Raw genomic sequence first — 24533 nt, 5'->3', positions numbered from 1 at the left:
CGCTCACGCCTAGGGTCGGCTTCCGGGTGCAAGCGCTTTCCAGGTGCTGTCCCAGCGTGTGTCCGCCGGCCGTCCGAGGAGAGCGCCGCATGTCCTTGTCCCCAGCCCGCCGCCGCGTGGCCGTCGTCGGCACCGGTGCGATCGTCAGCGGCAGCCATCTGCCGGCGCTGCGCGCCCACTCCGACCGGGTGGAACTGGTCGCCGCCGTCGACGTCGACCAGGAGCGCCTCGACGCCTTCCGAGAGCTGGCCGGAGACCAGGTCGCCGGGTACACCTCGGTGGACGCGATGCTGGACGCCGTCCGCCCCGATCTGGTCCTCATCGGGACGCCGCCCTCCCTGCACCGCGACCAGACGGTGGCCGCGCTCAAGGCCGGTGCCTGGGTGCTGTGCGAGAAGCCGCTCACCCTGTCGCTCGCCGAGTACGACGAGATCGCCGCCGCCGAGGAGGCCTCCGGGGCGTACGCGGCGGTCGTCTTCCAGCACCGCTACGGATCCGGCGCGGTGCACGCCCGCGAGCTGATCACCGGCGGCGAGCTGGGCGCCCCGCTGGTCGCGCACTGCCAGACCACCTGGCACCGGGACGCCGCGTACTACGCCGTGCCGTGGCGCGGGAAGTGGGCCAGCGAGGGCGGCGGGCCGACCATGGGCCACGGCATCCACCAGTACGACCTGCTGCTGCACCTGCTCGGCGAGTGGGAGGAGATCCGCGCCATGGCCGCCCGGCTCGTCCACGACACCGAGAGCGAGGACGTCTCCACCGCGCTGGTGCGTTTCCGGAGCGGCGCCCTCGCCACCGTCGTCAACAGCGTGCTCTCCCCGGACGAGGTGAGCCGTATCCGCATCGACTGCGCGGACGCCACGGTCGAACTCACCCACCTGTACGGCCACACCAACGACAGCTGGGTCTACACCCCGGCCCCGCACGTCGCCTCCGACCGCGCCATCGCCTGGCGGACCCCCTCGAACGACGTGCCCAGCTCGCACACCGCTCAGCTGGGCGCCCTCCTCGACGCCTACGACAACGGCACCCGGCCACCGGGCAGCGGCCAGGACGCCCGCGCCACCCTGGAGTTCGCCGCCGCCCTGTACAAGGCGGCGTTCACCGGCGGCTCCGTGCACGCGGGAGAGATCGGCCCCGGCGACCCCTTCTACGAGGCCATGCACGGCGAGTACCCCGACTGGGCCCCCAAGGAGCGCGCATGAGCATCCGCGTCACCCACACCCACGGCGAGGACATCGCCGTCACGGCGGCGAACGGCACGGAGATCCTCCGCTACGTCTACCGCCCCGACCCGGATCCCTTCGAGTCCCGCAAGCCGTACGCCCACCCGGTGCGCACCCTGTCCGGCCGCACGGTCACCGGCTACCGCCCGAACGACCACCGCTGGCACAAGGGCCTGCAGATGACCGCCAGCCATCTGTCCGGCCAGAACTTCTGGGGCGGCAACTGTTACGTCCACGGCCAGGGCTATCTGCGCCTGCCCGAGCGCGTCGGCTCCATGCGGCACGACGGCTTCCCGGAGTTCACGGTCGAGGACGACCGCCTCGCCTTCACCGAGGAGCTCACCTGGGTCGAGAACGGCGGCGAGGAGTGGGCGCGCGAGGTGCGGGGGCTGACCGTGCACTCGGTGGACGAGCAGGCCGGCGCCTGGGCCCTGGACTGGTCGATCCGCCTCACCAACGTCCGTTCCGAGCCGTTGGCCTTCGGTTCCCCGACCACCGCCGGCCGGGAGATGGCCGGGTACACCGGACTCCAGTGGCGCGGCCCGCGGGACTTCACCGGCGGTACGGTCTTCGCCCCGGACACCGACGCCGACGCGGGCAAGCTGATGGGCACCCAGGGCCCCTGGCTCGCCTTCACCACCGAGCACGACGACGTCGACGGCCACTCCACCCTCGTCTTCGCGCACGCGCCCGAGAACCTCGACGAGACGTCCGCGATCCACGAGTCGCACTGGTTCGTCCGCTCCGAGCCCTTCCCGACGGTCGCCTTCTCCTGGGCGTTTTTCGAGGAGTTCGAGCTCCCGCCGGGCGAGTCCTTCGCCTTCCGTTACCGGCTCGTGGTCGCCGACGGCGCCTGGGACCGCGACCGGGTCGGCACGCACCTGGAGGGCCTGCCGTGGTGAACGACGCCAAGCCCGCCCTGCCGCACCCGCTGCCCGGCGCGATCGGCCTGTCCCATCTGAGCGCCTACGACTGGGAGGCCGCCGACGGCGTCTGCGGTGGCAGCCCCCATCTGCACCTGGTCTGCACCGAGGCGTACGTCGTCACCGGCGGCCGGGGCGCGGTCCAGACGCTGAGCCCCGACGGCTACCGGGACATCCCCCTCGAAGCCGGGTCCATCGCCTGGTTCACGCCGGGCACCGTGCACCGCATGGTGCAGGGCGGCGATCTGCGTATCACCGTGCTGATGCAGAACAGCGGCCTGCCCGAGGCCGGGGACGCCGTGTTCACCTTCCCGCCCGAGGTGCTCGCCGACCCGGAGAAGTACGCCGCCGCGGCGGCCCTGCCGCCCGGCACGGGACCGGAGACGGCGGCCGCCGCCCAGCGCCGCCGGGACCTGGCCGTCGAGGGCTACCTCACCCTGCGCGAGGCGCTCGTCGCCGGCGACAACGGCCCGTACCTGGAGTTCCAGCGGGCCGCCGCCCGGATCGTGCGCGACAAGGTGCCCACCTGGCGCGCCCTGTGGCGGGCGGGCGCCCTGGCCACCGCCGAACGCACCGGCGCCCAGCTCGACGCGCTGGCCGACGGCGAACCCGCCTACCTCGGCGAGGCCACCGCCTACGAGGCCGCGCCCACCCGGCTCGGCGGCTTCGGCATGTGCGGCCGGCGGGACGAGTACAACCTGCCCGGGACGACGCTGCCGTACCAGGGGGAGTAACGAAGCAGGGGGGGCGAAGGGGGGCCGAGAGAGTCCGAGGAAAGGAAGAGGTGACCTCGGCATGCCGCGACACAGGACAACGGGGTTCTGCGCGTCGGCCGTCGCACTGGCACTGTGTGCCGTGCTGGCGGGCTGCGGAGGATCCGGGGAATCGGCCGGCGGCGGCAAGGTCGTGCTGCGCTACACGTGGTGGGGCAACCCCGACCGCGCGGAACGCACCGAGCAGGCCGTCGCGCTGTTCGAGAAACAGCATCCCGACGTCGACGTGACGACGTCGTTCTCCGGCTACGACGCCTACAAGCAGAAGCTCGCCACCCAGGCCGCCGGCGGTGACGCGCCGGACGTGATGCAGCTGGACTACCGCCAGATCGACCAGTACGCCTCCGGCGGCGTCCTGCTCGACCTGGCGAAGCAGAAGTCCGTCCTGCGCACCTCCGAGATCGACCAGGGCCTGCTCGCCACCGGCCGCGTGGACGACGTCCAGTACGCGATCCCGCAGGGCCGAGGCACCGAGACCGTCGCCTACGACGTCGGGACCTGGAAGAAGTCGGGCGTGCCCCTCCCCGGCAGGAGCTGGACCTGGAGCCAGTGGGCCGACACCATGCGCGCCCTGGCGAAGAAGACCGGCAGGCCCGGGGCGACCGACCCCGGCCAGAGCGAGGACGCCTTCGAGGTCTGGCTGCGCGGGCAGGGCAAGGCCCTCTACACCGAGGACGGCGGGCTCGGCTTCACCGCCGACGACCTCACCCGCTGGTGGACCTTCACCGACAAGCTGCGCCGCGAGGGCGCCGTCTCGCCCGCCGAACAGACCACCCAGCTCGACGGCTCCGTCGAGAACACCCCGCTGGGACGCGGCAAGTCCGTCTCCGACGCCAACTGGGACGCCCCGGCCAGCGGCTTCCTCGCCCTCGTCAAGGGCGGCGTCGCGCTCGCCCCCATGCCGTCCGGCGAGGACGGCACACCCGGCCAGTACTTCAAGCCCTCCATGTTCGTCGGAGTCTCCGCGAACACCGCCCATCCGAAGGAGGCGGCACAGCTCGTCGACTTCCTGGTCAACGACCGGCATGCCGCGAAGATCCTCGGCGCGAGCCGGGGCATTCCCGTCAACGAGACCGTCCGCGACGAGATCGGCCCGCAACTCAAGGACTTCGACAAGACCATCGCCGACTTCCAGGCGTCCCTGGAGGGCAAGCTCAAGGACCCGCCCCAGGCACCGCCCTCGGGCGACAACGCCCTCCAGAGCACCTTCCAGCGCGACTACGACCAGGTGTCCTACGCGCGCATGTCGCCCCGCGAGGCGGCCGAGAACTACGTCACCGAGGCGAAGGCGGAGCTGAGGTCATGACCACCACCGCGATCCCCACGCAGACGAAACGCGTCACCGCCACCGCCCCGAAGCGCCGCCCCAAGCGCGAACGCGAGGGCGCCGCCTGGGTGTTCCTCTCGCCCTGGGTCCTCGGCGCGATCGTCCTGACGCTGCTGCCGATGGCCGTGTCGCTGTACCTGTCGTTCACCGACTACGACCTGTTCAACCCGCCGAAGTGGGTGGGCCTGCGCAACTACGTGCAGATGTTCACCGAGGACCCGCGCTACTGGCGCTCGGTCGTGACGACGGTGACGTACGTCGTCATCGCCGTGCCCCTGCAACTCGCGCTCGCCCTCGTCGTGGCCCTCGCGCTGAAGGGCATGCAACGCGGCAAGGCCTTCTACCGCTCCGCCTTCTACGCGCCCTCGCTGCTCGGCGCGTCGATGTCCATCGCCCTGGTCTGGCGGGCGGTCTTCAACGACGGCGGCACGGTGGACAACCTGTTCGGCACCGGCGGCTGGGTCAACAAGCCCGGCTGGTCGCTGCTCGCCGTGGCCCTGCTGACGGTGTGGCAGTTCGGCGCGCCGATGGTCATCTTCCTCGCCGGTCTCCAGCAGATACCGGCCGAGCTGTACGAGGCGGCGGCCGTCGACGGAGCCGGGAAATGGCGGCAGTTCCTGTCCGTCACCGTGCCGATGCTGTCCCCGGTGCTCTTCTTCAACCTGGTCCTGCAGACCATCCAGGCCTTCCAGGTGTTCACGCCCGCCTTCGCGGTCAGCGCGGGCAAGGGCGGGCCCGCCGACTCGACCCTCGTCTACACCATGTACCTCTACGACCGCGGCTTCGTCGCCTCCCACATGGGCTACGCCTCCGCCATGGCCTGGGTGCTGCTCCTCGTGATCGGTGTGGTCACGGCGGTGCTGTTCCGCACCTCCCGCTCCTGGGTCTTCTACGCCTCCGAGGGGGACCGATGACCTCGACCGCCGCTTCCCACAAGCCCGTCCGCTGGGGGCGGGTCGCCGTCCACCTGGGCTGCCTGGCCGCCCTGCTGGTCATGCTGTACCCGCTGGCATGGCTGCTGGCCACCTCGCTCAAGCCCGCCGACGAGGTCATCGCGAGCCTCAACCTGCTGCCCAGGCATCTGGAATGGTCGAACTACTCCACCGCCATGGAGGGCGTCAACGACGTCTCCATCTGGCGGCTGCTCGGCAACTCCCTGCTGATCGCCGGCGGCGCGGTCCTCGGCAACGTCGCCAGCTGCTCGCTCGCCGCCTACGCCTTCGCCCGCCTCAGGTTCCGGCTGCGCGGGCCGCTGTTCGCCTTCATGATCGCCACGATCATGCTGCCGCACCACGCCGTGCTGATCCCGCAGTACATCATCTTCAACCAGCTCGGCCTGGTGAACACCTACTGGCCGCTGATCCTGCCGAAGTTCCTCGCCACCGAGGCCTTCTTCGTCTTCCTCATCGTGCAGTTCATGCGCGGCCTGCCGCGCGAACTGGAGGAAGCGGCCCGGATCGACGGCTGCGGACCCTTCCGCAGCTTCTTCCAGGTCGTGCTTCCGCTCACCCGGCCGGCCCTGATCACCACCGCCATCTTCACCTTCATCTGGACCTGGAACGACTTCTTCACCCAGCTCATCTACCTGTTCGACCCGGACAAGTTCACGCTGACCCTCGCGCTGCGCTCCTTCGTGGACGCCTCCAGCACCTCGGCGTTCGGCCCGATGTTCGCGATGTCGGTGATCGCGCTGCTGCCGATCGTGCTGTTCTTCCTCGCCTTCCAGCGGTTCCTGGTGGAGGGCATGGCCAGCTCGGGACTGAAGGGGTGAGCGGGATGCGGGCACGTGAGGCCGGTGAGGTGTTCGGGCCGCGCATGACGCTGTTCGCGGACGTGCTGAGCGTCGGCCTCATCACGTCGGTGGCCTGCCTGCCGCTGGTGACCGCACCGGCCGCGCTGTCTACGGCCTGCGCCGTACTCCGAGGCACCGGACAAGACCGTCCCGTCACGGCCGGGCGGTACCTGGTCCTGCTGCGGCAACGGCTGCGGGCCGGTGACCTGCTGGCGGGTGCCGTCGCCCTGGCGGGTCTGCTGCTGCTCGCGGCCGACCTGGCGCTGGCCGGGGCCGGGCTGCCCGGGGCGCCGCTGTTCGCCGTGATCGCAGCCGTCATCGGCGCCTGCGCGGCCGTCGTCGGTCTGCGGGCCTGCGCCCGCCCCGAGTCGCTCACCGACTGGCGGGCGGCGGTGCGCGGGGCCGCCCGGGACGCCGTGGCGGACGCGGGCGGCAGCGGACTGGTCCTGCTCGCCGTGGCGACGGCCGCGCTGTGCGCCTGGATGCTGCTGCCCCTGGCCTTCCTGGCCCCGGGGCCGCTGGCCCTGGCGCTCACCGCCGTCGACGTACGCCGGTCCGCTGCTGTGCTCCTGGACTAGCCGGGGCCGAGGGGCCGATGGACTGGCCGGGAGCCGGGAGCCGGGAGCCGGGAGCCGGGAGCCGGGAGCCGGGAGCCGGGGGCCGCTGAACGAGCCCGCGGGTTCACTGCCGTACGGCGGCGAGCCCGCGGCCTTACGCCTTACTGTCGTACGGCGGCGCCGATGCCGATCCGCGGCCACGAACGGGCGGCGGCGAGGAGCGCCTGCGTCCGCTCCGACGGAGTGGCCGCCGCCGCTGCTGCCGCCAGTGCCGCGGCGGCGCTCGCGATGCCGAGGACCGCGCCCGCGGCCACGTCGCCCGGATAGTGCACGCCCGTGTGGATACGGGAGTAGCCGACAGCGCTCGCCAGCGCCCCGAGCGGCACCGCGGCGGGCGGCAGGACCACGCCGACGGCGGTGGCGAACGCGACCGCCGACGCCGTGTGCCCGGACGGGAACGAGGCCGACGTCGGCATCGGAACGTGCCGGTCCACCGTCACGCGGGCCGCCTCCCGGTCCGGCCGGGCCCGGCGCACCAGGCGCTTGCCGAGCAGATTCGCGGAGGCCGAGGCCACGGCGATCGCTCCGACGCCGGCGAACGCGGCCCTCCTCGGCCGCTTCCCGCCCAGCGCCAGGGCCGCGGCGATGGCGAACGAGATCTTGGAGTGGTCGGCCGCGTGCGACAGATGGCGCAGCGTCCGGTCGAGCGTGGGCGTGGGAGTGGCGGCCACCGCCGCGTACAGCGCGCCGTCCACGGCCCTGAGATCGCCCATGACGGCGCCCAGGAGCCGGCCGAGCCCGCCCGCGGGCTTCCCGTCCTCCGGGAGCGGACGAAGGGCGTCCTCGTCTGTGGTCGTCGGATCGGTCATGTGCTTCTCCCCGCAGTGGCCTTCCCAGCAAGGTACCGGCTCACGCGGGGCGCACACTTGGCGCCCCTGCGAGCCGGTACCTCCCGAGTGCCCACGTCGGGAGTCTGAACCCGTCTGCTGAACTGAGGGCATGACGTCTCTGCCGCGCCGGGTCCTGCGCGCCCTGGAACGATTCCACGCCGCCCGTCCCTGGGATCACAACGCCCACTTCCACCGCTGGATCCTGCGGCAGCTCCCCAGACGGGTCGGGAGGGCCCTGGACGTGGGGTGCGGCAGCGGCGACCTCGCGCGGCTGCTGGCCGGCCGGGCCGAGCGGGTGCACGGTGTCGACGCCGACCCGGCGATCATCGCCCGGGCGCGGGAGCTGACCCCCGCGGCGGTCCCGGTGACGTACCTAGTGGCCGACGCGCCGGCCGGGCTGCCCGCCGGCCCGTACGACGTCATCACCTGCGTCGCCGTCGCCCACCACCTGCCGTTCGCCCAGGCTCTCCAGGCCTTCCGTGACCGTCTGGCCCCCGGCGGCACCCTGGTGATCGTCGGTGTCTCCCGGGAGCGGACACCCGTCGACCACCTCCTCGGCTTCGCGTCGATCCCGCTCAACATCGTCATGGCCCTGCTCAAGAACCGGGGCCGCCCGGTGTCTCAGCCCGTCTCCATGACGGCCCGCACGCGTCCGGCGGCCATGACCTTCCCGGAGATCGTCCGCGAGACCCGGACCGTCCTGCCCGGCGCCCGCCTGCGCCGCCGCCTGTTCTGGCGCCACACGCTGGTGTGGCACCGCCGCTGACCCGCCACCGTTCCAGCGACGGGCCAGCGACGGGCCAGCGACGGGCCAGCGGCGTGACCAGGCCGGCCGCCGCCGGCAGCGCCGTAGCCAGACCGACATCGCCCTGGCCGAGAGCCGCCGCGTCGTTGACGCCGCCGCCGACCATGGCGACCGAACGCCCCCTGGCCCCGGCGCTGCTGCTCGGTCTGCCCGGTGGGCGGAGCGGCCCTGGGCAGTGATGGCTCACACCCGCCCGGTCAGCTCGTAGCCGGCCTCGTCGACGGTCTCCGCGATCAGGGCGTCATCGGGCTCCGCGGCACTGGTGACGGTGACGTGCCCCCTCTCGAGATCGACGTCGACGCCGTCGACACCGTCCAGCTCGCCGATGGCCTTGGTCAGGGTGGCCTCGCAGTGGCCGCAGGACATTCCGGAGACGGCGTAGGTAGTGGCGGTCATGGCGTGCCTCCTGAGGGCGATCAGATATCCCGAATACGGGGCGGGGGTATTTCCCCGCCAAGCTCTTCTATACCCCCGAGGGGTATAAGATGCAAGCGGGATCGGCGCTTGACTCGATACCCCCTGGGGGTATCGTGAACTCTATGGAAGGCCCCGCACGGGAGCGGGAAGCCCGGTTCAGAAGGAGATGTCGGCCATGAACACCGGACTGAAGATCACGACCTTCGCCGCCGTTCTCGCGGCGACCTTCGGCACGGCCTACGGCGTCGGCCAGGGCATCGACCCGGTCGTCGCCGACAGCCCGCCGCAACACAAGGACGAGCACACCCGGCCGGCACCCCCGTCCGAGCAGGCCGGCGGCCACGCCGGGCACGACACGCCCCCGGCCGGCGGGCTCCAGATCTCCGAGGACGGCTACACCCTCGACCTCCAGACCCCGAGCGTCACCGCCGGGCAGCGGGCCGACCTGCGCTTCACGGTCAGGGACGACAGCGGTCGTGCCGTCACCGCCTATCAGCGCGAACACGACAAGGAACTCCACCTCATCGTGGCCTCACGCGACCTGGTCACCTACCGCCATCTGCACCCCACCCGGGCCGCCGACGGCACCTGGAGCACCCCCGTCGACCTGCCCCGCGCGGGCGGCTACCGCGTCTTCGCCGACTTCACCCCGGCGAAGAAGGACGTCCGGAACCTCACCCTCGGCGCGGACCTCGCCGCCTCCGGCCCGTACCAGCCGAAGGAACTGCCCGCACCGGCCACCACGGCCAGGACCAACGGCTACGAAGTGAAGCTGTCCGGCGCCCTGCGCCCCGGCAGGGCGGGCGAACTGAAGCTCAAGGTCTACCGTGCCGGCCGGCCCGTCACCGACCTCCAGCCCTACCTCGGCGCGTACGGCCACCTCGTCGCCCTGCGCTCGGGCGATCTCGCCTACCTCCACGTCCACCCGAACGGCGAACCCGGCGACGGAAGGACCAGGCCCGGCCCGGACATCTCCTTCACGGCCACGGCCCCCAGCGCCGGCTCCTACCGCCTGTTCCTCGACTTCAAGCACGACGGCAAGGTCCACACGGCGGCGTTCACCGTCAGGACCGGGGGAGCGGCAGCAGGTTCCGGTACCCCCGAGGGGGATGCGAAGGACGGTCACGGCCACTGAGTCCCGGGGTCGCCGTGTCTCCCCTTCGCGCAAGCTGAGCGTCAGCCGAGCGCCCGGTCCAGATTGAAGGCCGCGCTGATCAGCGCGAGATGCGTGAACGCCTGCGGGAAGTTGCCCTGCTGCTCCCCGGTGTGGCTGATCTCCTCGGCGTACAGGCCGAGATGGTTGGCGTACGTCAGCATCTTCTCGAAGGCGAGGCGCGCCTCGTCGATCCGGCCCGCGTGCACCATGGCCTCGACGTACCAGAACGAGCAGATGGAGAACGTGCCTTCGTCGCCGCGCAGCCCGTCCGGGCTGGACTGCGGGTCGTAGCGGTAGACCAGCGAGTCGGAGACCAGTTCCTGGGTGAGCGCGTCCAGCGTCGACAGCCACTTCGGATCGGTCGGGGCGATGAACTTCGTCAGCGGCATCATCAGCACGGCCGCGTCCAGCACGTCGCCGTCCTCGTGCTGGACGAAGGCCCCGCGCGCCTCGGACCAGCCGCGGCTCATGATCCGCCGGTAGATCGTGTCGCGGCACCCCCGCCAGTGGAGCAGGTCGGCGGGCAGGCCGCGCCGGGTGGCCATCCGGACGGCCCGCTCGATCGCCACCCAGCACATCAGCCGCGAGTACAGGAAGTTCTTGCGCCCGCCCCGGGTCTCCCAGACCCCCTCGTCGGGCTGGTCCCAGTTCTCGCACACCCAGTCCACCAGCGCGCACACGTCGTCCCACTGACCGCTGGAGATGGGCTTGGCCCACTTGTCGTAGAGGTAGATGGAGTCGATCAGCGCGCCGTAGATGTCGAGCTGGAGCTGGTCGGCCGCCGCGTTGCCGACCCGTACCGGCGCGGAACCCTCGTGGCCCTCCAGATGGCCGAGTGTCGTCTCGGGCAGCTCGGTGCGCCCGTCGATGCCGTACATGATCTGCAAGGGGCCGGAGGGCTTGCCGTCGCCCGGGCTGATGTGCAGGGTCACGAAGTCCATGAACTTCTCGGCCTCGCCGGTGAAGCCCAGCCGCAGCAGGGCGTAGACGCAGAAAGCGGCGTCGCGCACCCACACGTACCGGTAGTCCCAGTTGCGTTCGCCGCCGAGCCGCTCGGGCAGACTCGTGGTCGGCGCGGCCACGATCGCCCCGGTCGGCGCGTAGGTCAGCAGCTTCAGCGTCAGCGCCGAGCGGTGCACCATCTCCCGCCAGCGGCCCCGGTACTTGGAGGCGGACAGCCAGCGCCGCCAGTACGCCACCGTCGCCGCGAACTGCTCCTCCGCCTCCGTGCGCGCACACCGGCGGGGCGCCACGTCGCCGCCCACCTTGTCCAGCGCGAACACCGCCGACTCGCCCTCGGCGAGCTTGAAGTCGCCGCGTACGTCCGGCCCGTCCGTCTCCAGCGGCACGGTCGCGGTCAGCGCGAGCGACAGCCTCTCGGACTCGAAGAGCGCCGTGTCGCCGGTCAGCCGGACGGTGTGCGGCCGGGTGCCGTAGTCGAACCGGGGAGCGACGCGGGTGCGGAACGGGATCGAGCCGCGTACGCACACCACCCGGCGGATCAGCCGGTGCCGTTCGGCCTCGGCGGGCTCGCCGTCGAGCGGCATGAAGTCCTGCACCTCGCCGACGCCGTCCTCGGTGAAGAACCGGGTGATCAGGACGTTGGTGTCGGGGAAGTAGAACTGCTTGGTCCGCGCCGGCACCGCCGCCGCCAGTTCGAAGCAGCCGCCGCGCTCCGCGTCCAGGATCGAGGCGAAGACACTCGGCGCGTCGAAGGCCGGGCAGCAGTACCAGTCGATCGTGCCGTCGGTCCCCACCAGGGCCACGCTGCGCAGGTCCCCGATCAGCCCGTGCTCGGCGATCGGCAGATACCGCCGGCCGCCCGGCACGTCGTGGTCGCGCTCTGGTCCGCCCATGACGCCTCCCTGGCCCGGCATGCGTCTCAGCCCCAGCTTAGGGGTCCTTTTCACTATGCCCGTCCGGGGCGCGCGGTCTGGCACCGCACCTCGCCGCGTTGCCGAAGAGCCCTGGTAGCTCCGCTACGAGGGCTTCCCGGCGCCTTGCGATGCACGGCACCAGACCACGCGCCCTGATCGGACGCTCATAGTGAAAGGACCCCTTAGGCGGGCGGCCCTCAGGACGGGCGGGGAACGATCCCCCCCGCATGCTTGATGCTGCTCGAAAGCTGGCGATATCTTGCAGGAACAAACAAAGCGGAGGATGCGGCATGACGCATGTCGAGGACGAGCTCGCCAGCCAGCCCGAGTGCTGGGCAGGCGCCGCGGCACGGGCGGCCGGGTGCGCGGAGGTGCTGCCGGCGCCGGGGGAGCGGGTCGCGATCGTCGGCTGCGGCACCTCGTACTTCATGGCGCAGGCGGCCGCCGCCCTGCGCGAGGACGCGGCCCAGGGCGAGACCGACGCGTTCGCCGCCTCGGAGTTCCCGTACGGCCGCGCCTACGACCGGGTCGTCGCCCTCACCCGCTCCGGCACCACGACCGAGGTCCTCGATCTGCTGGGCAGGCTGAAGGGCCGTACCCGCACCACCGCGATCACCGCCGATCCGGACGCGCCCGTGCGGACGGCCGCCGACCGGCTCGCCGTCCTGGACTTCGCGGACGAACGCTCCGTCGTACAGACCCGGTTCGCCACCACGGCCCTCACCCTCCTGCGCGCCCACCTCGGCCTGCACCCCGACACCGCTGTCACCGACGCGCGCACGGCCCTGGCGGAACCCCTGCCCGAAGGCCTCGCCGACTGCGCCCAGTTCACCTTCCTGGGGCGCGGCTGGACCGCCGGCCTGGCCAACGAGGCCGCACTGAAGATGCGCGAGGCGTCGCTGTCCTGGGCGGAGGCCTACCCGGCGATGGAATACCGGCACGGGCCCATCAGCGTCACCACGAGCGGCACCGCGACCTGGATGTTCGGCGAGGCACCCGAAGGGCTGGCCGACCAGGTGCGCTCCACCGGCGGGCTGTGGATCGAGGGCCGGCTCGACCCCCTGGCCGAACTCGTCCGGGCCCAGCGCCTCGCGGTCGCCGTCGCCGCCGCCCGCGGCCTCGACCCGGACCGGCCCCGCCACCTCACCCGCTCGGTGATCCTCACCCGCTGACCCTGGAGGCACCGTGCCCCTGACCACCACCGGCGAGCTCGTCACCCGCGCCGCCGCAGCCCGTTCGGCCGTCGCCTCCTTCAACGTCATCACGCTGGAACACGTCGAGGCCGTCCTCGCGGGCGCCGAGTCCGTCCCCGCCCCCGTCGTGCTCCAGGTCAGTGAGAACGCGGTCACGTTCCACGGCGGGCAGCTGTTCCCGCTCGCCCGCGCGGCCGTCGCCGCGGCCGAACGGGCCGCCGTACCCGTCGCGTTGCACCTCGACCACGTGCGGAGCGAGACCCTGCTGCACCAGGCCGCCGAGGCCGGCTTCAGTTCCGTGATGTACGACGCGGCCCGGCTGCCCTACGCGGAGAACCTGGCCGCCACCCGGGCGGCGGTCGGCTGGGCACACGCCCAAGGCCTCTGGATCGAGGCCGAGTTGGGGCAAATCGGGGGCAAGAACGGCAGACCCCCGCTGGACGCGCACGCCCCGGGCGCGCGCACCGACCCCGACGAGGCCCGGGCCTTCGTCGCCGACTCGGGTGTGGACGCCCTGGCCGTCGCCATCGGCAGCGCCCACGCCATGACGACCCGCACCGCCACCCTCGACCACGCCCTGCTCAAACAACTGTCGGCCGCGCTGGACGTCCCGCTCGTCCTGCACGGCTCCTCCGGCGTCCCGGACGGCGAACTCACGGCGGCGGTCGCCGGCGGCATCGCCAAGGTCAACATCGGCACGGCCCTGAACATCGCGCTGACCCGCGCGATCCGGGAGTTCCTCGCCGACCGGCCCGAGGCGGTCGACCCGCGCGGCTACCTGACGGTCGCCCGGGAGGCCATGACCCGGACAGTGACGCGGACCCTCCAGACCCTGTGCGCGGCTACCGCTTGACGGCCTTCAGCACCACGAACTTCGGATCGCTCGCCACCAGCCGGCTGTTGCCGAACAGCTTCCGCAGCTTGACGTGGTAGCCCAGATGCCGGTTGCCGATCACCCACAGCTCACCGCCCGGACGCAGCGCACGCCGCGCCCCGGTGAACATCCGCCAGGCCGTGGCGTCCGTCGTCGCCTGGTGGGAGTGGAACGGCGGATTGTTCAGAACCAGATCGACACTGCCCGACGGCACGCCCGCCAGCCCGTCCCCGACCCGGAACTCGGCGTGCCCCGGCACCCCGTTCGCCTTGTACGTCGCCTCCGCCGAGGCCACGGCCTGGAACGACTCGTCGACGAACAGCACCTCGGCCGCCGGGTCGCCCAGCGCCACCGCCGTACCGACCACGCCGTTGCCGCACCCCAGGTCCACCACCCGCCGGCCGCCCCCGCCGCTCGGCAGATGTTCCAGGAAGAACCGCGTGCCGATGTCGAGCCGGTCGGCGCAGAAGACACCCGCGTGGTTCACGACCGTGCTCCCCGACGCCGGCCCGATGCCGTCCGGGAGCCTGTAGACGTACGGCCACGGACTGGCGGGCCGCTCCAGCGCGGGATCCGGCGTGCAGAAGATCAGCCGGGCCTTCCTCTCGGCGAGCGAGGTGCGGGTCGGGCCGAGGATCCGCTCGAACAGCCGCAGCGTCGAGGTGTGGATCTCCTTCGCCATGCCCGTGCCCACGACGACCGTCCCCGCGTGCACGGACGGCGCCAGCCGCAGCAACTGGTCCTCCAGCAGCGCCAGACTCTTCGGCACCCGCACGAGGAGAACGTCGACGCGGCCCGGCGGCGGATCCTGCGTGGTGAGCAGCCGGACCGCGCCGGGCTCGACGCCGTGCCGCGCGAGATTGGCCCGGGTCGCCTCCTGAGTCAGGTGGGAGTCCGTGATCTGCGTCGGCCGGTGCTCCGCGAGCGCCGTGACCAGGGCACCCCAGCGGTCCCCGACCACCACGACCGTGCCCGACAGAGCGATCCCCTCCTGCGCCAGGTACCTCAGCAGGTACTCGTCGGAGGCGTCCCAGGCGCGCAGCCTGTCGCGCGGGTCCTCGGGGAAACGGGTCAGCGCGAGCTCGCCCCAGGGCGTCGTCATACGGTCGTTCATCGTGCGTCCAGGCTAGCCGAGCCGCAGCTCAGCCCAGGTCGGGGAGGAGAGGAGAAGATGGGAGGCATGAACGGCGAACTGTTCTCCCGAGCCCGTACGCAGGTGGCGCCGGGCGCGGTGCACGTCCCGGACTGGCTGGATCCCGAGGAGCAGCGCGAGCTGCTGCAGGCCTGCCGCGACTGGGCACGCCCCCCGGCCGGGCTGCGCACGGTCCGCACCCCCGGCGGCGGCACCATGACCGCCCGGCAGGTCTGCCTCGGGCGGCACTGGTACCCGTACGGCTACGCCCGCACGGTCGTCGACGGCGACGGCGCCCCGGTGAAGCCGTTCCCCGCGTGGCTGGGCGACCTGGGCCGCCGGGCGGTCGGAGAAACCCTCGGGGGACCGGCACCGGCCTACGACATCGCCCTGATCAACTTCTACGACGCCGACGCCCGGATGGGCATGCACCGCGACAGCGACGAGAAGTCGGACGCGCCGGTGGTGTCGCTGAGCCTCGGCGACACCTGCGTGTTCCGCTTCGGCAACACCGAGACCCGCGCCAGGCCCTGGACCGACGTCGAGCTGCGCAGCGGCGACCTGTTCGTCTTCGGCGGCCCGTCGCGCCTCGCCCACCACGGAGTCCCCCGGGTACACGGAGGCACGGCACCGCCCGGTCTCGGCCTGACCGGACGGCTCAACGTCACGCTCCGGGTCAGCGGCCGGTAGGCCGCCGACCCTACGGATCATGGGAGACTCGCCCACATGAGCGGGAAGGCGGACCCCCGGCCGGCGGGGGATGGGAGCACCTCGACGAGGACGCGGCTGGACCGGGGGCGCGGAGCACTCGGACCCGCGCTGGAGCTCGTGCACACCGGACGCGCGCCGACCCGGGCCGTACTCACCGCCGAGCTCGGGGTGACACGGGCGACGGCCGGAGCGGTCGCCGCGGAACTGGAGGCGCTCGGGCTGATCCGGGTCGACGCCCGGCCCGGCGCGGCAGCGGGCTCGCAGGGCCGGCCCTCGCACAGGCTGGCCGTCGCCGAGGACGGGCCCGTCGCGCTCGCCGCGCAGGTGCACGCCGACGGGTTCCGGGCGGCGCTGGTCGGGCTGGGCGGCCGGATCGTCGCCACCGCGCCGGGCTGCGAGGTCGTCGACGCCGACCCGGCGAAGGTGCTCGCATCCGTCGTCACGGCGGGCGCCGAGCTGCTGCGGGAGACCGGGCGCCGGTGCGTGGGCGCGGGACTCGCCGTACCGTCCGCGGTCGCCGAACCGGAGGGCCTGGCGCTCAACCCGCTGCACCTGGCCTGGCCCGCGGGCGCGCCCGTCCGGGACATCTTCGCCGAGCAGGTGCGCGCGGCCGGCCTCGACGGACCGGCGTTCGCCGCGAACGACGTCAACCTCGCCGCGCTCGCCGAGCACCGGCACGGTGCCGGACGCGGCGCCCGCGACCTGCTGTGCGTGGCCACCGGCCACCGGGGCGTCGGCGGTGCGCTCGTCCTCGACGGCCGCCTCCACCGGGGCAGTTCGGGACTCGCGCTGGAGGTCGGCCACCTCACCGTGCACCCCGAGGGCCGCCCCTGCCACTGCGGCAGCCGCGGCTGCCTGGACGTGGAGACCGACCCGCTGGCCTTCCTCACGGCGGCGGGCCGCGAACCGGGCCCCGAGGTGTCCCTGCTCCAGCAGTCCATCGACCTGGTCCGCCACCACTACGACGACCCGGGCGTGCGCACCGCCACCGAGACCCTCATCGACCGGCTCGGCCTCGGACTCGCCGGTCTCGTCAACATCCTCAACCCGGACCGCATCATCCTCGGCGGCCTGCACCGCACCCTCCTGGACGCCGATCCCGTCCGGCTCCGCGCGGTCGTCGCCGACCGCAGCCTGTGGGGCCAGAGCGGCGGCGTCCCCATCCTGGCGTGCACCCTCGACCACAACAGCCTGGTCGGCGCCGCGGAGCTGGCGTGGCAGCCGGTACTGGATGATCCTCTGGGAGCGCTGACCTAGCGCGGGTCCCACGCGCGGTCGCGTTCCTGCGGCCGATCCACGACAGGCCCCGGCTGGACGAGGAACAGAGTGTCCGGCCGGACGAGCTCATCGGCGATCGGGCACCGCTCGACGGGCTTGTCCGCGCCGCTTCCGGGAAGGCTCGCGCCTGAGCGGGCAAGGCTGGACCGCAGGCGGCTCGCCCGCACCGGTACGAACGAGGAAGTTGACGTCATGACCGACAAGCTCACCGTGAGCGTCCTGGGCACCGGGATCATGGGCGCCGCGATGGCCCGCAACCTGGCCCGCGCCGGGCACGCCGTCCACGCCTGGAACCGCACCCGCGCCAAGGCCGAACCGCTGGCCGCCGAAGGCGTGCGCATCGCCGGCACTCCCGCGGAGGCGGTCCGGGACAGCGACGTCGTGCTGACCATGCTCTACGACGGCCCCGCCGCCCTGGAGACGATGCGGGAGGCCGCCCCCGCCCTGCGCCCGGGCACCGCCTGGGTGCAGTCCACGACCGCCGGCGTCGAGGCCATCGGCGACCTCGCGGCCTTCGCCCGCGAGCACGGCCTGGTCTTCTACGACGCGCCCGTCCTGGGCACCCGCCGGCCCGCCGAGGACGGGCAGCTGACCGTGCTCGCCGCCGGTCCCGTCGAGGGCCGGGACACGGTGACGCCCGTCTTCGACGCGGTCGGCGCCCGTACCGTGTGGGCCGGCGAGGACGGGGCGGCCGGGGGCGCCACCCGGCTGAAGCTGGTCGCCAACAGCTGGGTCCTCGCCGTGACGGCCGCCGCCGGTGAGGCCCTGGCACTGGCGAAGGCCCTCGACGTCGACCCGCGCGGTTTCCTCGACCTCATCGCCGGCGGCCCGCTCGACATGGGCTATCTGCACGCCAAGTCCGGCCTGGTCCTCGAAGACCGGCTCACCCCGCCCCAGTTCGCGGTGACCACCGCCGCCAAGGACGCCCGCCTCATCGTCGAGGCCGGTGCGGACCACGGCGTCCGCCTGGACGTGGCCGAAGCCGCCGCCGCCCGCATGGAGCGCGCCGCCGCCCAGGGCCACGGCGACGAGGACATGGCCGCCGCCTACTTCGCGAGTTTCGACGAAAACCCGTCCGCCTGATGACCCAGGAGGTTCCCCATGTCCAAGCCGCCGCTGCCGCCCGAGGCCGAAGCCCTGCTGAGCCGGCCCAACCCGTGCGTCATGGCCACCGTGCGCTCCGACGGCACACCGGTCTCCACCGCCACGTGGTACGCGTGGAAGGACGGCCGGGTGCTGATCAACCTCGACGCGGGCCGGGTCCGTCTGAAGCATCTGCGCCGCGACCCGCGCGTGACGCTCACCGTCCTCGCCGACGACAACTGGTACACCCACATCACCCTCATCGGCCGCGTCACCGAGATGTACGACGACGAGGACCTCGCCGACATCGACCTGCTCTCCCGGCACTACGGCGGCAAGCCCTACCCGAACCGCGTCCGGCCCCGGGTCAGCGCCTGGATCGAGGTCGACCGCTGGCACGGCTGGGGCGAGATGAAGGACAACGACCAGGCCATGGGCTGAGACCGGCAGGCCACACCGCCGGATACGGCATCCCGGGGCCGCCGCGCACCGAGCGGCCGGCGTCCGTCAGGGTGTGCGCGCCCAGCAGCAGCCGTTCGCCGAACCCGCCCTCGGCGAGCGCTCGTCCGGCGTCCGGCATCCACCCGTTGATGGCGTGGTGGGCGTGCGACGGGCCAGCAATGGCCAGATGGTTCCGCGGGCGGCACGTCCCCCAGCATCGTGCGGACCGCGCTCACCGCCGGCGCCCCCGGGGCAGCCGGTCCCGGCCGGGCGCCGACAGGTGGGGCACCTCGAACAGATCACCGTCGGCCTTCGGGGTGTCGTGCTCCCAGAGGGAGCAGTGCACCAGCTCCCAGCGGCTCGTGTCGACGGCGGCCGCGGCGAGCAGGGCCCGGCGAGCCGCGCAGGCCGCGCTCGCGCGTCGGGCAGGCCTTGAATCCGAGCCCGTTCCAGCCGTCATGTGGGCCTCCTCAGGCGGGACGGGGTGCCAGCAGGGACAGCAGCCCCTGTAGGCCGGCGTCGAACGCGGCGGGGGAGCCGGAGGCGCGGGTCCAGGACGTATCCGCCCTGTACCGTCGCGACGAGCGCCGCGGCGATCCCCCCCGCCGTCCAGCGAGGGCGCGAACTGCCCCTGTTCCTCGCCTTCCTCGACGATCCCGGCGATCCGCTCCCGGATCCCGTCGAGCGTCTCGTCGACCGGGGCGCGCAGCTCGGCGCCGGCGATCACGTCCGGGTCCATGGTCTGCCGGCCGATCGGGCAGCCCCGCAGCACGTCCCGCTCGCGCCGCAGATACGCATCCATGCCCGCGCGGCGTTGCGCCGCCGACAGGAACGGCATGGGATGGCAGATCCGGAGCGCCGGTGACGGCACCGGCGCCCTCCAGACCGCGCCAGGTCCGGCAGCTCCTCGATGAAGGCGCGGCCCGCCTCGCCGTTGTACTTCTCCTGGTCGCCCAGGCCGTCCGCGGCACCAATCGTGCAACGGGTCGCCGTACAGGGCGAGTTCCCAGTCGATCACCGCCAGACGCTCGACCGGCACCTCGTGGATCCTGAGGCCCGCGCGCTCGGCGAGCACCAGCATCTCCGTGTCGAAGAACCAGCCGGTGTCCTCGATCAGGCTCGTACGGCGTTCCCGGGCCGTCGAGTACTCCCGCGGCGGTAGCCCGCATCTCCTCGGCCGTTCGCCGGATCGCGGCCGGCGCGAGGTCGGGCTTGCCCTTGAAGTGGTGGTACATGCTGCCCTGCCCGGCGCCCGCGCGCTCCAGGATCGCCTTGGGGCTCGTGCCCACGTAACCGCGCTCCCACAGCAGCGCGCGCGTGGACTCGATCAACCGCTCCGAGGCGCTCATGGCCGCGCTGTACACACCAGGAGGTACAGAAGTCGAGTGCCAGGGGAAGCACCCCGGCCGCGCCCGTCTACTCCCCGCGAGGTACGCGCACTGCCGCTGGCCGTACGACGACCGGGGACCCGCGCGGGGCGACGCTCGGAAGCGACAGACAGGACATCGCAGCAACGCGTCCGAGGAGTTGAACGACATGCAGACCCTGGCGAACTTCGGTGACGGCGGCCCCGGCCCCTGGATCCTGCTCTTCCCGGTGATCTGGGCCCTGGTCGTCGGCGGCGGCATCGCGCTGCTGCGCCGCACGGCGTGGCGCGGCCGTCGCGGCGGCCCCTGGCGGCAGCCCCCGGCCGGGAACGACTCGCCCATCGCCGTCCTCGGGCACCGCTTCGCCTCCGGCGAGATCGACGAGGACGAGTACTGGCGCCGGCTTTCCGTGCTGAACGAGGAGTTCGGTCGCAAGGGAGGTGCGGCATGACCACGACGACCGCCACGACGACCACGCGGCCCGCCGCCCGGGTCGTCGACGCGGTGAAGGTGTACGGCGGTGGCGACACCGCCGTACGCGCCCTGGACGGCGTGCCCGTGAGCTTCCCGGCCGGCCGTTTCACCGCGATCATGGGGCCCTCGGGCTCCGGCAAGTCCACCCTGATGCACTGCGCGGCCGGTCTGGACACGCTCACCTCGGGCACCGCCCGCATCGGCGACACCGACCTGGGCTGGCCTCGACGACCGCCGGCTCACGCTCCTGCGCCGCGACCGCGTGGGCTTCGTGTTCCAGGCGTACAACCTGGTGCCGGCCCTCACCGTCGCCGAGAACATCAGGCTGCCCCTGGACCTGGCGGGCGGCCGGGGCGACCCGGAGTGGATCGAGACGCTGATCGACGTGGTCGGACTGCGTGACCGGCTCCACCACCGGCCCGCCGAACTCTCCGGCGGACAGCAGCAACGCGTGGCCGTGGCCCGGGCGTTCGCCGGACAGCCGGACGTCGTCTTCGCCGACGAGCCGACCGGCAACCTCGACTCGCGCTCCGGCGAGGAGGTGCTCGGCCTGCTCGGCCGCGCCGTACGCCGGACGCGGCGCACGGTCGTCATGGTCACCCACGACCCCGTGGCCGCCGCGCACGCCGACGAGGTCGTCTTCCTCGCCGACGGACGCCTGGTCGACCGCATGGAGTCCCCGACCGCTGACCGGGTCCTGGACCGGATGAAGGCCTTCGAGGTGCCCTCAGGAACGCCTCCGTACGCCTGAGCGTGTCCTCCCTGCGCGCCCACCGGCGGCGCTTCGCCGGTACGTTCCTCGCCGTGCTCCTGGGCGTGGCGTTCCTGGCCGGGACGCTCGTCATGGGCGACACACTGCGCGCCGGTTTCGCCGTCCTGGTCGCCGCCTTCGGCACGGCCGGCGGGCTCGCCCTCGGCGCCTTCCTCGGCTGGGTCCTCGTCAGGGCCTCGGACGGCAGCAGCGACAGCGACTTCGCCTTCACCGTGCCGCCCGCGCAGCTCGCGGTCGTGGCCCTCGTGGGTCTCGCGGCCGGCGCCCTCGCGGGGCTGCGCCCGGCCGGCGCGCGGCCCGCCTGGACGTGCTGCGCGCCATCGCCACCGAGTGACCCAGGAGGTGTCCGCTCCCGCGGCCCCCGTGCGAACGGTGGTCACCGCCCGGTCAACCGGCAACGGCGGACCGGGCGGGAGCGTGTTCGGGCAGCAGCCCGTCGGCGGCGTGCCCGACCTCCGCGAACCTGCGCGCGGGTTTCTCCAGGACCGTGCGCCGTGCCCGGCGCGACGGCGCGGCGACCGCGGCGGAGGACGTCGGGAGGGTGAACCAGACGACCTTGCCCGACTCGCCGTCCGGCCGGACGCCCCAGCTCTCGCTCATGGCGGCCACCATCGCCAGCCCGCGCCCGCAGGTCGCCAGCGGCGCGATGTCGTGAGGGTCCTCCACCACGGGCATCCGCGGGTCGTGGTCGCGCACCGAGACCGTGAGCCGGTCGAGCAGCAGCTCTATCTCCACGGTGCACGTCTTGTCGGGCTGGGCATGCCGGTGAACGTTGGACAACAGCTCCGTCACACCGAGCGAGGCCCGGTCGATCAGAGCGTCCAGATGCCAGTAGCGCAACTGCGCAGAGACGATTCTGCGGACCTGGCCGATCCGCGACGGCAGGGCTTGGAGCTCCACCGTGCAGTGCCTGCTTGGGTAACTGATCACGGCTGCGACTCCCCGACGTGAGGTCCGGAAGAACACGGAGTTCGGATCCAGCAGGGCGCCTTCGTGACGCTGTCGCCCGCTGTCGTGGCCGGCGGGCTGGTTCGCAGCGTTATCGCCGGTAAACCCAGAGTGACGTGAGACCAGAGTGACGCAGGGGGTGGGGGACCGCAACTCGCGGACATCTCAGTCGCCGCGCCCCGCCGCCCGGCGCACGGCCTCGATGAAGCGCCGTGCGGCCGGCGGTCCCGGTTCGCCCGGAGCGGGGTCGTGATCGCCGAGGGTCAGCAGGTACCGGTTGCCGTTGAGATCCGCCGTGGCCCGGTCATCGGGGCCGAACCAGGGCTTGGAGGCACGCACCGCCTGCACCGGCGCGCTGTCGATCTCGCTGCCGTAGCTGGTCAGCAGCTCGAGCCGGCCGTCGCTGATCCGGACCTGGCCGGCCCGGGTGAGCGAACGCAGCCGCTTCCCGATCCGCACGCCCGTGGCCCTGAACTCCGGCTCCGCCATGCCACCCGCCCCCTTGTGCGCGTCGGTGCGCCGGCCCGCCCTCTGCGCGGTACCCGGCACAGGCTCGTGTCCCGATCCAGTGTGCCCCCGACCGGAGGGCCTGCTCCGGTGGTGCGCCCTACCCCTGCCGGTACCCCGTCCGGGGCTCCGGTCCCGCGGTGAAGTCTGCCCCCACCCGGCGTCGAGCACCAGTACAGCAGACCCCCTCTCCAGGGGGCGCCCGGAGCACACAGGCAAGTGCGCCCCCTGGACCGCGCGCCCCCTTGCACCGGCTCTGCCCCAGGGGGCGCTTTGGGGGGCTCAAAGGTGCGTTTATGCAGGTGAGAAGCGTGCTGCAGGTGCTTATGATCGAGGTGTCGGCCGCGCGACGCGTCGTCGGCGCGCAGCGTTAGGAGCCCCCTCGTGAGCACCCCCCAGCAGACCCGGACCGGCGTCACCCTGGACGTCGATCACAGCGACACCGCCTACCGCGCATGGCTGAAAGAAGCCGTCCGCAGAGTCCAGGCCGACGCCAACCGCTCGGCCGACACGCACCTCCTCCAGTTCCCCCTGCCCGAGCGGTGGGGCGTCGACCTGTACCTGAAGGACGAGTCCACCCATCCCACCGGCAGCCTCAAGCACCGGCTCGCCCGCTCCCTCTTCCTCTACGGCCTCTGCAACGGCTGGATCCGGCCGGGTCGCCCGGTGATCGAGGCCTCCAGCGGCTCGACGGCCGTCTCCGAGGCGTACTTCGCGAAGCTCGTCGGCGTGCCCTTCATCGCCGTCATGCCCCGCACGACGAGCGCCGAGAAGATCCGCCTCATCGAGTTCCACGCCGGCCGGTGCCACTTCGTGGACGACCCCCGCACGATGTACGAGGAGTCCGCCCGCCTCGCGGCAGAGACCGGCGGCCACTACATGGACCAGTTCACCTACGCCGAACGGGCCACGGACTGGCGGGGCAACAACAACATCGCCGAGTCCATCTTCCGGCAGCTGCGCCGGGAGCGGTTCCCCGAGCCGGCGTGGATCGTCGCCACGGCGGGCACGGGCGGCACTTCGGCGACCCTCGCGCGCTACGTGCACTACATGCAGTACGACACACGCGTCTGCGTGGCCGACCCCGAGAACTCGTGCTTCTTCGAGGGCTGGACCACCGGCGATCCGGACGTCACCTGCGACTGCGGCTCCCGGATCGAGGGCATCGGCCGGCCCCGGATGGAACCGAGCTTCGTGCCCGGCGCGATCGACCGGATGATGAAGGTGCCCGACGCGGCCAGCGTCGCCGCGGTACGGGCACTGGAGCGCGCCATCGGCCGCAAGGCGGGCGGCTCGACCGGTACGGGCCTGTGGAGCGCCCTGAAGATCGTCGCGGAGATGGTGTCCGAGGGACGGCAGGGGAGCGTCGTGACCCTGCTGTGCGACCCGGGGGACCGGTATCTCGACAAGTACTACTCGGACACCTGGCTGGCCGCCCAGGGACTGGACATCGAGCCGTACGCGGCCGCGATCGACTCGCTGCTGGAGACGGGCGTCTGGCCCGGCTGAGAGGACGCCCCGGGCTGGCGCGCTACGCCGTCAGCCTCCGGTCCAGCGCCGTCACGGCGTCCCGGAAGGCCTTGGCCTGAGCCGCCCGTACCGGCTTCATGGCGAGCCGGTACGCCGCCGTCCCGTCGGTCGCGAACGTCCACCGCACCCGGGTCCCCGTACCGGCCGGGGCGAGCCGCCACTCCTCGGCGATCGCACGCACCCCGGGCACGTTGGTGACGTCGATGCGATAGGCGTACACCTCGGGTTGCGTCGCCGCGATGATCGACTCCCGGAACCGGACGCCTCCCCTGAGCCGGATATCGCGCCCCTTTCCGCCGTCGATCGGACGGGCGGCCGTCACCTGGGGAAACCAGTCGGCCCAGCCGGGCACGTCCTCCAGAGCCCGGTAGACCGCCTCCACCGGAGCGGAGATCTCCCGCTCGGAGACATGCCGTACGGGCGCGGTCCCGACGAAGTCGAGTCCCACGGGGCGCAGACGGTGAGCCATGGACGAAGCCC

General features: G+C 72.7%; 25 protein-coding genes and 4 pseudogenes. 19 read left to right on the top strand and 10 right to left on the bottom strand.

Annotated elements, in window-relative coordinates:
• The first annotated feature begins 89 nt into the window (after window positions 1-89).
• The 7 genes from AC07F0_RS20720 (at window position 90) to AC07F0_RS20690 (ending at window position 6619) form a co-directional block, all read left to right on the top strand.
• Window positions 90-1205 (top strand): Gfo/Idh/MocA family protein, encoded by a 1116-nt coding sequence (locus AC07F0_RS20720; protein ID WP_478980772.1) that lies wholly within the window; start codon window positions 90-92, stop codon window positions 1203-1205.
• Window positions 1202-2128, top strand: a complete 927-nt coding sequence (locus tag AC07F0_RS20715) for a DUF6807 domain-containing protein (RefSeq protein WP_478980770.1) — start codon at window positions 1202-1204, stop codon at window positions 2126-2128. Before AC07F0_RS20720 ends, AC07F0_RS20715 begins: the two co-directional genes overlap by 4 nt.
• Window positions 2122-2883, top strand: a complete 762-nt coding sequence (locus AC07F0_RS20710) for a cupin domain-containing protein (protein ID WP_478980768.1) — start codon at window positions 2122-2124, stop codon at window positions 2881-2883. The genes AC07F0_RS20715 and AC07F0_RS20710 overlap by 7 nt, the downstream gene beginning before the upstream one ends.
• Window positions 2884-2944: 61 nt before the next feature.
• A complete protein-coding gene (locus tag AC07F0_RS20705; RefSeq protein WP_478980767.1) occupies window positions 2945-4228 on the top strand; it encodes an ABC transporter substrate-binding protein in 1284 nt (427 codons plus the stop codon).
• Window positions 4225-5163: a carbohydrate ABC transporter permease gene (locus tag AC07F0_RS20700; protein WP_478980765.1), complete on the top strand. Its 939-nt coding sequence runs from the start codon at window positions 4225-4227 to the stop codon at window positions 5161-5163. The genes AC07F0_RS20705 and AC07F0_RS20700 overlap by 4 nt, the downstream gene beginning before the upstream one ends.
• Window positions 5160-6020 carry a carbohydrate ABC transporter permease gene (locus AC07F0_RS20695; RefSeq protein WP_478980763.1) on the top strand — a complete coding sequence of 287 codons (861 nt, stop codon included), beginning with the start codon at window positions 5160-5162 and terminating at the stop codon, window positions 6018-6020. Before AC07F0_RS20700 ends, AC07F0_RS20695 begins: the two co-directional genes overlap by 4 nt.
• Before the next feature lie 5 nt (window positions 6021-6025).
• A complete protein-coding gene (locus AC07F0_RS20690; protein ID WP_478980761.1) occupies window positions 6026-6619 on the top strand; it encodes a hypothetical protein in 594 nt (197 codons plus the stop codon).
• Between the two features lie 140 nt (window positions 6620-6759).
• Here the strand turns inward: AC07F0_RS20690 and AC07F0_RS20685 are convergent, their stop codons facing one another.
• Entirely contained in the window at window positions 6760-7467 is a 708-nt protein-coding gene (locus tag AC07F0_RS20685) for a phosphatase PAP2 family protein (RefSeq protein WP_436728353.1), read from the bottom strand.
• Window positions 7468-7597: 130 nt separating this feature from the next.
• On the opposite strand from AC07F0_RS20685, the gene AC07F0_RS20680 reads away from it, so the two are divergent.
• A complete protein-coding gene (locus AC07F0_RS20680) occupies window positions 7598-8254 on the top strand; it encodes a class I SAM-dependent methyltransferase (protein WP_478980759.1) in 657 nt (218 codons plus the stop codon).
• A 222-nt stretch (window positions 8255-8476) separates the two neighbouring features.
• Here AC07F0_RS20680 and AC07F0_RS20675 read toward each other — a convergent pair whose 3' ends face one another.
• On the bottom strand, window positions 8477-8689 hold the full coding sequence (locus tag AC07F0_RS20675) for a heavy-metal-associated domain-containing protein (protein WP_478980757.1): 213 nt from the start codon (window positions 8687-8689) through the stop codon (window positions 8477-8479).
• Window positions 8690-8885: 196 nt separating this feature from the next.
• On the opposite strand from AC07F0_RS20675, the gene AC07F0_RS20670 reads away from it, so the two are divergent.
• A complete protein-coding gene (locus AC07F0_RS20670) occupies window positions 8886-9845 on the top strand; it encodes a hypothetical protein (protein ID WP_478980755.1) in 960 nt (319 codons plus the stop codon).
• A gap of 41 nt (window positions 9846-9886) precedes the next feature.
• On the opposite strand, the gene AC07F0_RS20665 is transcribed toward AC07F0_RS20670, so the two are convergent.
• Window positions 9887-11722 carry a glycoside hydrolase family 15 protein gene (locus AC07F0_RS20665; RefSeq protein WP_478980753.1) on the bottom strand — a complete coding sequence of 612 codons (1836 nt, stop codon included), beginning with the start codon at window positions 11720-11722 and terminating at the stop codon, window positions 9887-9889.
• A 311-nt stretch (window positions 11723-12033) separates the two neighbouring features.
• Between AC07F0_RS20665 and AC07F0_RS20660 the strand changes: the two genes are divergently transcribed.
• The gene (locus AC07F0_RS20660) at window positions 12034-12915 is read left to right on the top strand and encodes an SIS domain-containing protein (RefSeq protein WP_478980751.1); all 882 of its coding nucleotides are present in this window, start codon (window positions 12034-12036) and stop codon (window positions 12913-12915) included.
• A gap of 13 nt (window positions 12916-12928) precedes the next feature.
• On the top strand, window positions 12929-13789 hold the full coding sequence (locus AC07F0_RS20655) for a class II fructose-bisphosphate aldolase (protein WP_478980749.1): 861 nt from the start codon (window positions 12929-12931) through the stop codon (window positions 13787-13789).
• Here the strand turns inward: AC07F0_RS20655 and AC07F0_RS20650 are convergent.
• The gene (locus tag AC07F0_RS20650) at window positions 13779-14912 is read right to left on the bottom strand and encodes a methyltransferase (RefSeq protein ID WP_478981024.1); all 1134 of its coding nucleotides are present in this window, start codon (window positions 14910-14912) and stop codon (window positions 13779-13781) included. The two genes, AC07F0_RS20655 and AC07F0_RS20650, sit on opposite strands and share 11 nt — an antisense overlap.
• A gap of 78 nt (window positions 14913-14990) precedes the next feature.
• Here AC07F0_RS20650 and AC07F0_RS20645 point away from each other — a divergent pair, with 78 nt between their 5' ends.
• From AC07F0_RS20645 to AC07F0_RS20630, 4 genes are all read left to right on the top strand, one after another.
• Window positions 14991-15632 carry an alpha-ketoglutarate-dependent dioxygenase AlkB family protein gene (locus tag AC07F0_RS20645; RefSeq protein WP_478981022.1) on the top strand — a complete coding sequence of 214 codons (642 nt, stop codon included), beginning with the start codon at window positions 14991-14993 and terminating at the stop codon, window positions 15630-15632.
• A 36-nt stretch (window positions 15633-15668) separates the two neighbouring features.
• Window positions 15669-16910, top strand: a complete 1242-nt coding sequence (locus AC07F0_RS20640; protein WP_478980747.1) for an ROK family protein — start codon at window positions 15669-15671, stop codon at window positions 16908-16910.
• Window positions 16911-17123: 213 nt separating this feature from the next.
• Entirely contained in the window at window positions 17124-18014 is an 891-nt protein-coding gene (locus AC07F0_RS20635; protein WP_478980745.1) for an NAD(P)-dependent oxidoreductase, read from the top strand.
• Window positions 18015-18032: 18 nt separating this feature from the next.
• Window positions 18033-18455, top strand: coding sequence for a PPOX class F420-dependent oxidoreductase (locus tag AC07F0_RS20630; RefSeq protein WP_478980743.1), 423 nt, complete (start codon window positions 18033-18035; stop codon window positions 18453-18455).
• Between the two features lie 232 nt (window positions 18456-18687).
• Here AC07F0_RS20630 and AC07F0_RS20625 read toward each other — a convergent pair whose 3' ends face one another.
• From AC07F0_RS20625 to AC07F0_RS20615, 3 genes and pseudogenes are all read right to left on the bottom strand, one after another.
• Window positions 18688-18915, bottom strand: a complete 228-nt coding sequence (locus AC07F0_RS20625) for a DUF4865 family protein (protein ID WP_478980741.1) — start codon at window positions 18913-18915, stop codon at window positions 18688-18690.
• Window positions 18916-18925: 10 nt separating this feature from the next.
• Window positions 18926-19473: pseudogene (locus AC07F0_RS20620) on the bottom strand (TetR family transcriptional regulator C-terminal domain-containing protein).
• Window positions 19474-19563: 90 nt separating this feature from the next.
• Window positions 19564-19804 (bottom strand): annotated as a pseudogene (locus AC07F0_RS20615) (TetR/AcrR family transcriptional regulator); the annotation flags it as partial.
• A 187-nt stretch (window positions 19805-19991) separates the two neighbouring features.
• Between AC07F0_RS20615 and AC07F0_RS20610 the strand changes: the two are divergent.
• The 3 genes and pseudogenes from AC07F0_RS20610 to AC07F0_RS20600 form a co-directional block, all read left to right on the top strand.
• Window positions 19992-20273, top strand: coding sequence for an SHOCT domain-containing protein (locus AC07F0_RS20610; RefSeq protein ID WP_478980739.1), 282 nt, complete (start codon window positions 19992-19994; stop codon window positions 20271-20273).
• A pseudogene (locus tag AC07F0_RS20605) lies at window positions 20270-21047 on the top strand (ABC transporter ATP-binding protein). The gene AC07F0_RS20610 and the pseudogene AC07F0_RS20605 overlap by 4 nt, the downstream one beginning before the upstream one ends.
• 119 nt (window positions 21048-21166) lie before the next feature.
• Window positions 21167-21402 (top strand): annotated as a pseudogene (locus AC07F0_RS20600) (hypothetical protein); the annotation flags it as partial.
• 53 nt (window positions 21403-21455) lie between these two features.
• Here the strand turns inward: AC07F0_RS20600 and AC07F0_RS20595 are convergent.
• Both AC07F0_RS20595 and AC07F0_RS20590 read right to left on the bottom strand, forming a co-directional pair.
• The gene (locus AC07F0_RS20595) at window positions 21456-21998 is read right to left on the bottom strand and encodes an ATP-binding protein (protein WP_478980737.1); all 543 of its coding nucleotides are present in this window, start codon (window positions 21996-21998) and stop codon (window positions 21456-21458) included.
• A 183-nt stretch (window positions 21999-22181) separates the two neighbouring features.
• The gene (locus AC07F0_RS20590; protein WP_261682162.1) at window positions 22182-22505 is read right to left on the bottom strand and encodes a hypothetical protein; all 324 of its coding nucleotides are present in this window, start codon (window positions 22503-22505) and stop codon (window positions 22182-22184) included.
• A 402-nt stretch (window positions 22506-22907) separates the two neighbouring features.
• On the opposite strand from AC07F0_RS20590, the gene cds1 reads away from it, so the two are divergent.
• Window positions 22908-24032 (top strand): L-cysteine desulfhydrase Cds1, encoded by a 1125-nt coding sequence (gene cds1 / locus AC07F0_RS20585; RefSeq protein ID WP_478980735.1) that lies wholly within the window; start codon window positions 22908-22910, stop codon window positions 24030-24032.
• A 22-nt stretch (window positions 24033-24054) separates the two neighbouring features.
• Here the strand turns inward: cds1 and AC07F0_RS20580 are convergent, their stop codons facing one another.
• Complete coding sequence (locus tag AC07F0_RS20580; protein WP_478980733.1) at window positions 24055-24522, bottom strand: SRPBCC family protein; 468 nt, start codon at window positions 24520-24522, stop codon at window positions 24055-24057.
• Between the last annotated feature and the right edge of the window lie 11 nt (window positions 24523-24533).

Source organism: Streptomyces sp. NPDC045955, from assembly GCF_056430805.1.
The sequence above is the reverse complement of the archived record's forward strand: the minus strand, read 5'-3'. Positions and strand labels throughout refer to the sequence as shown.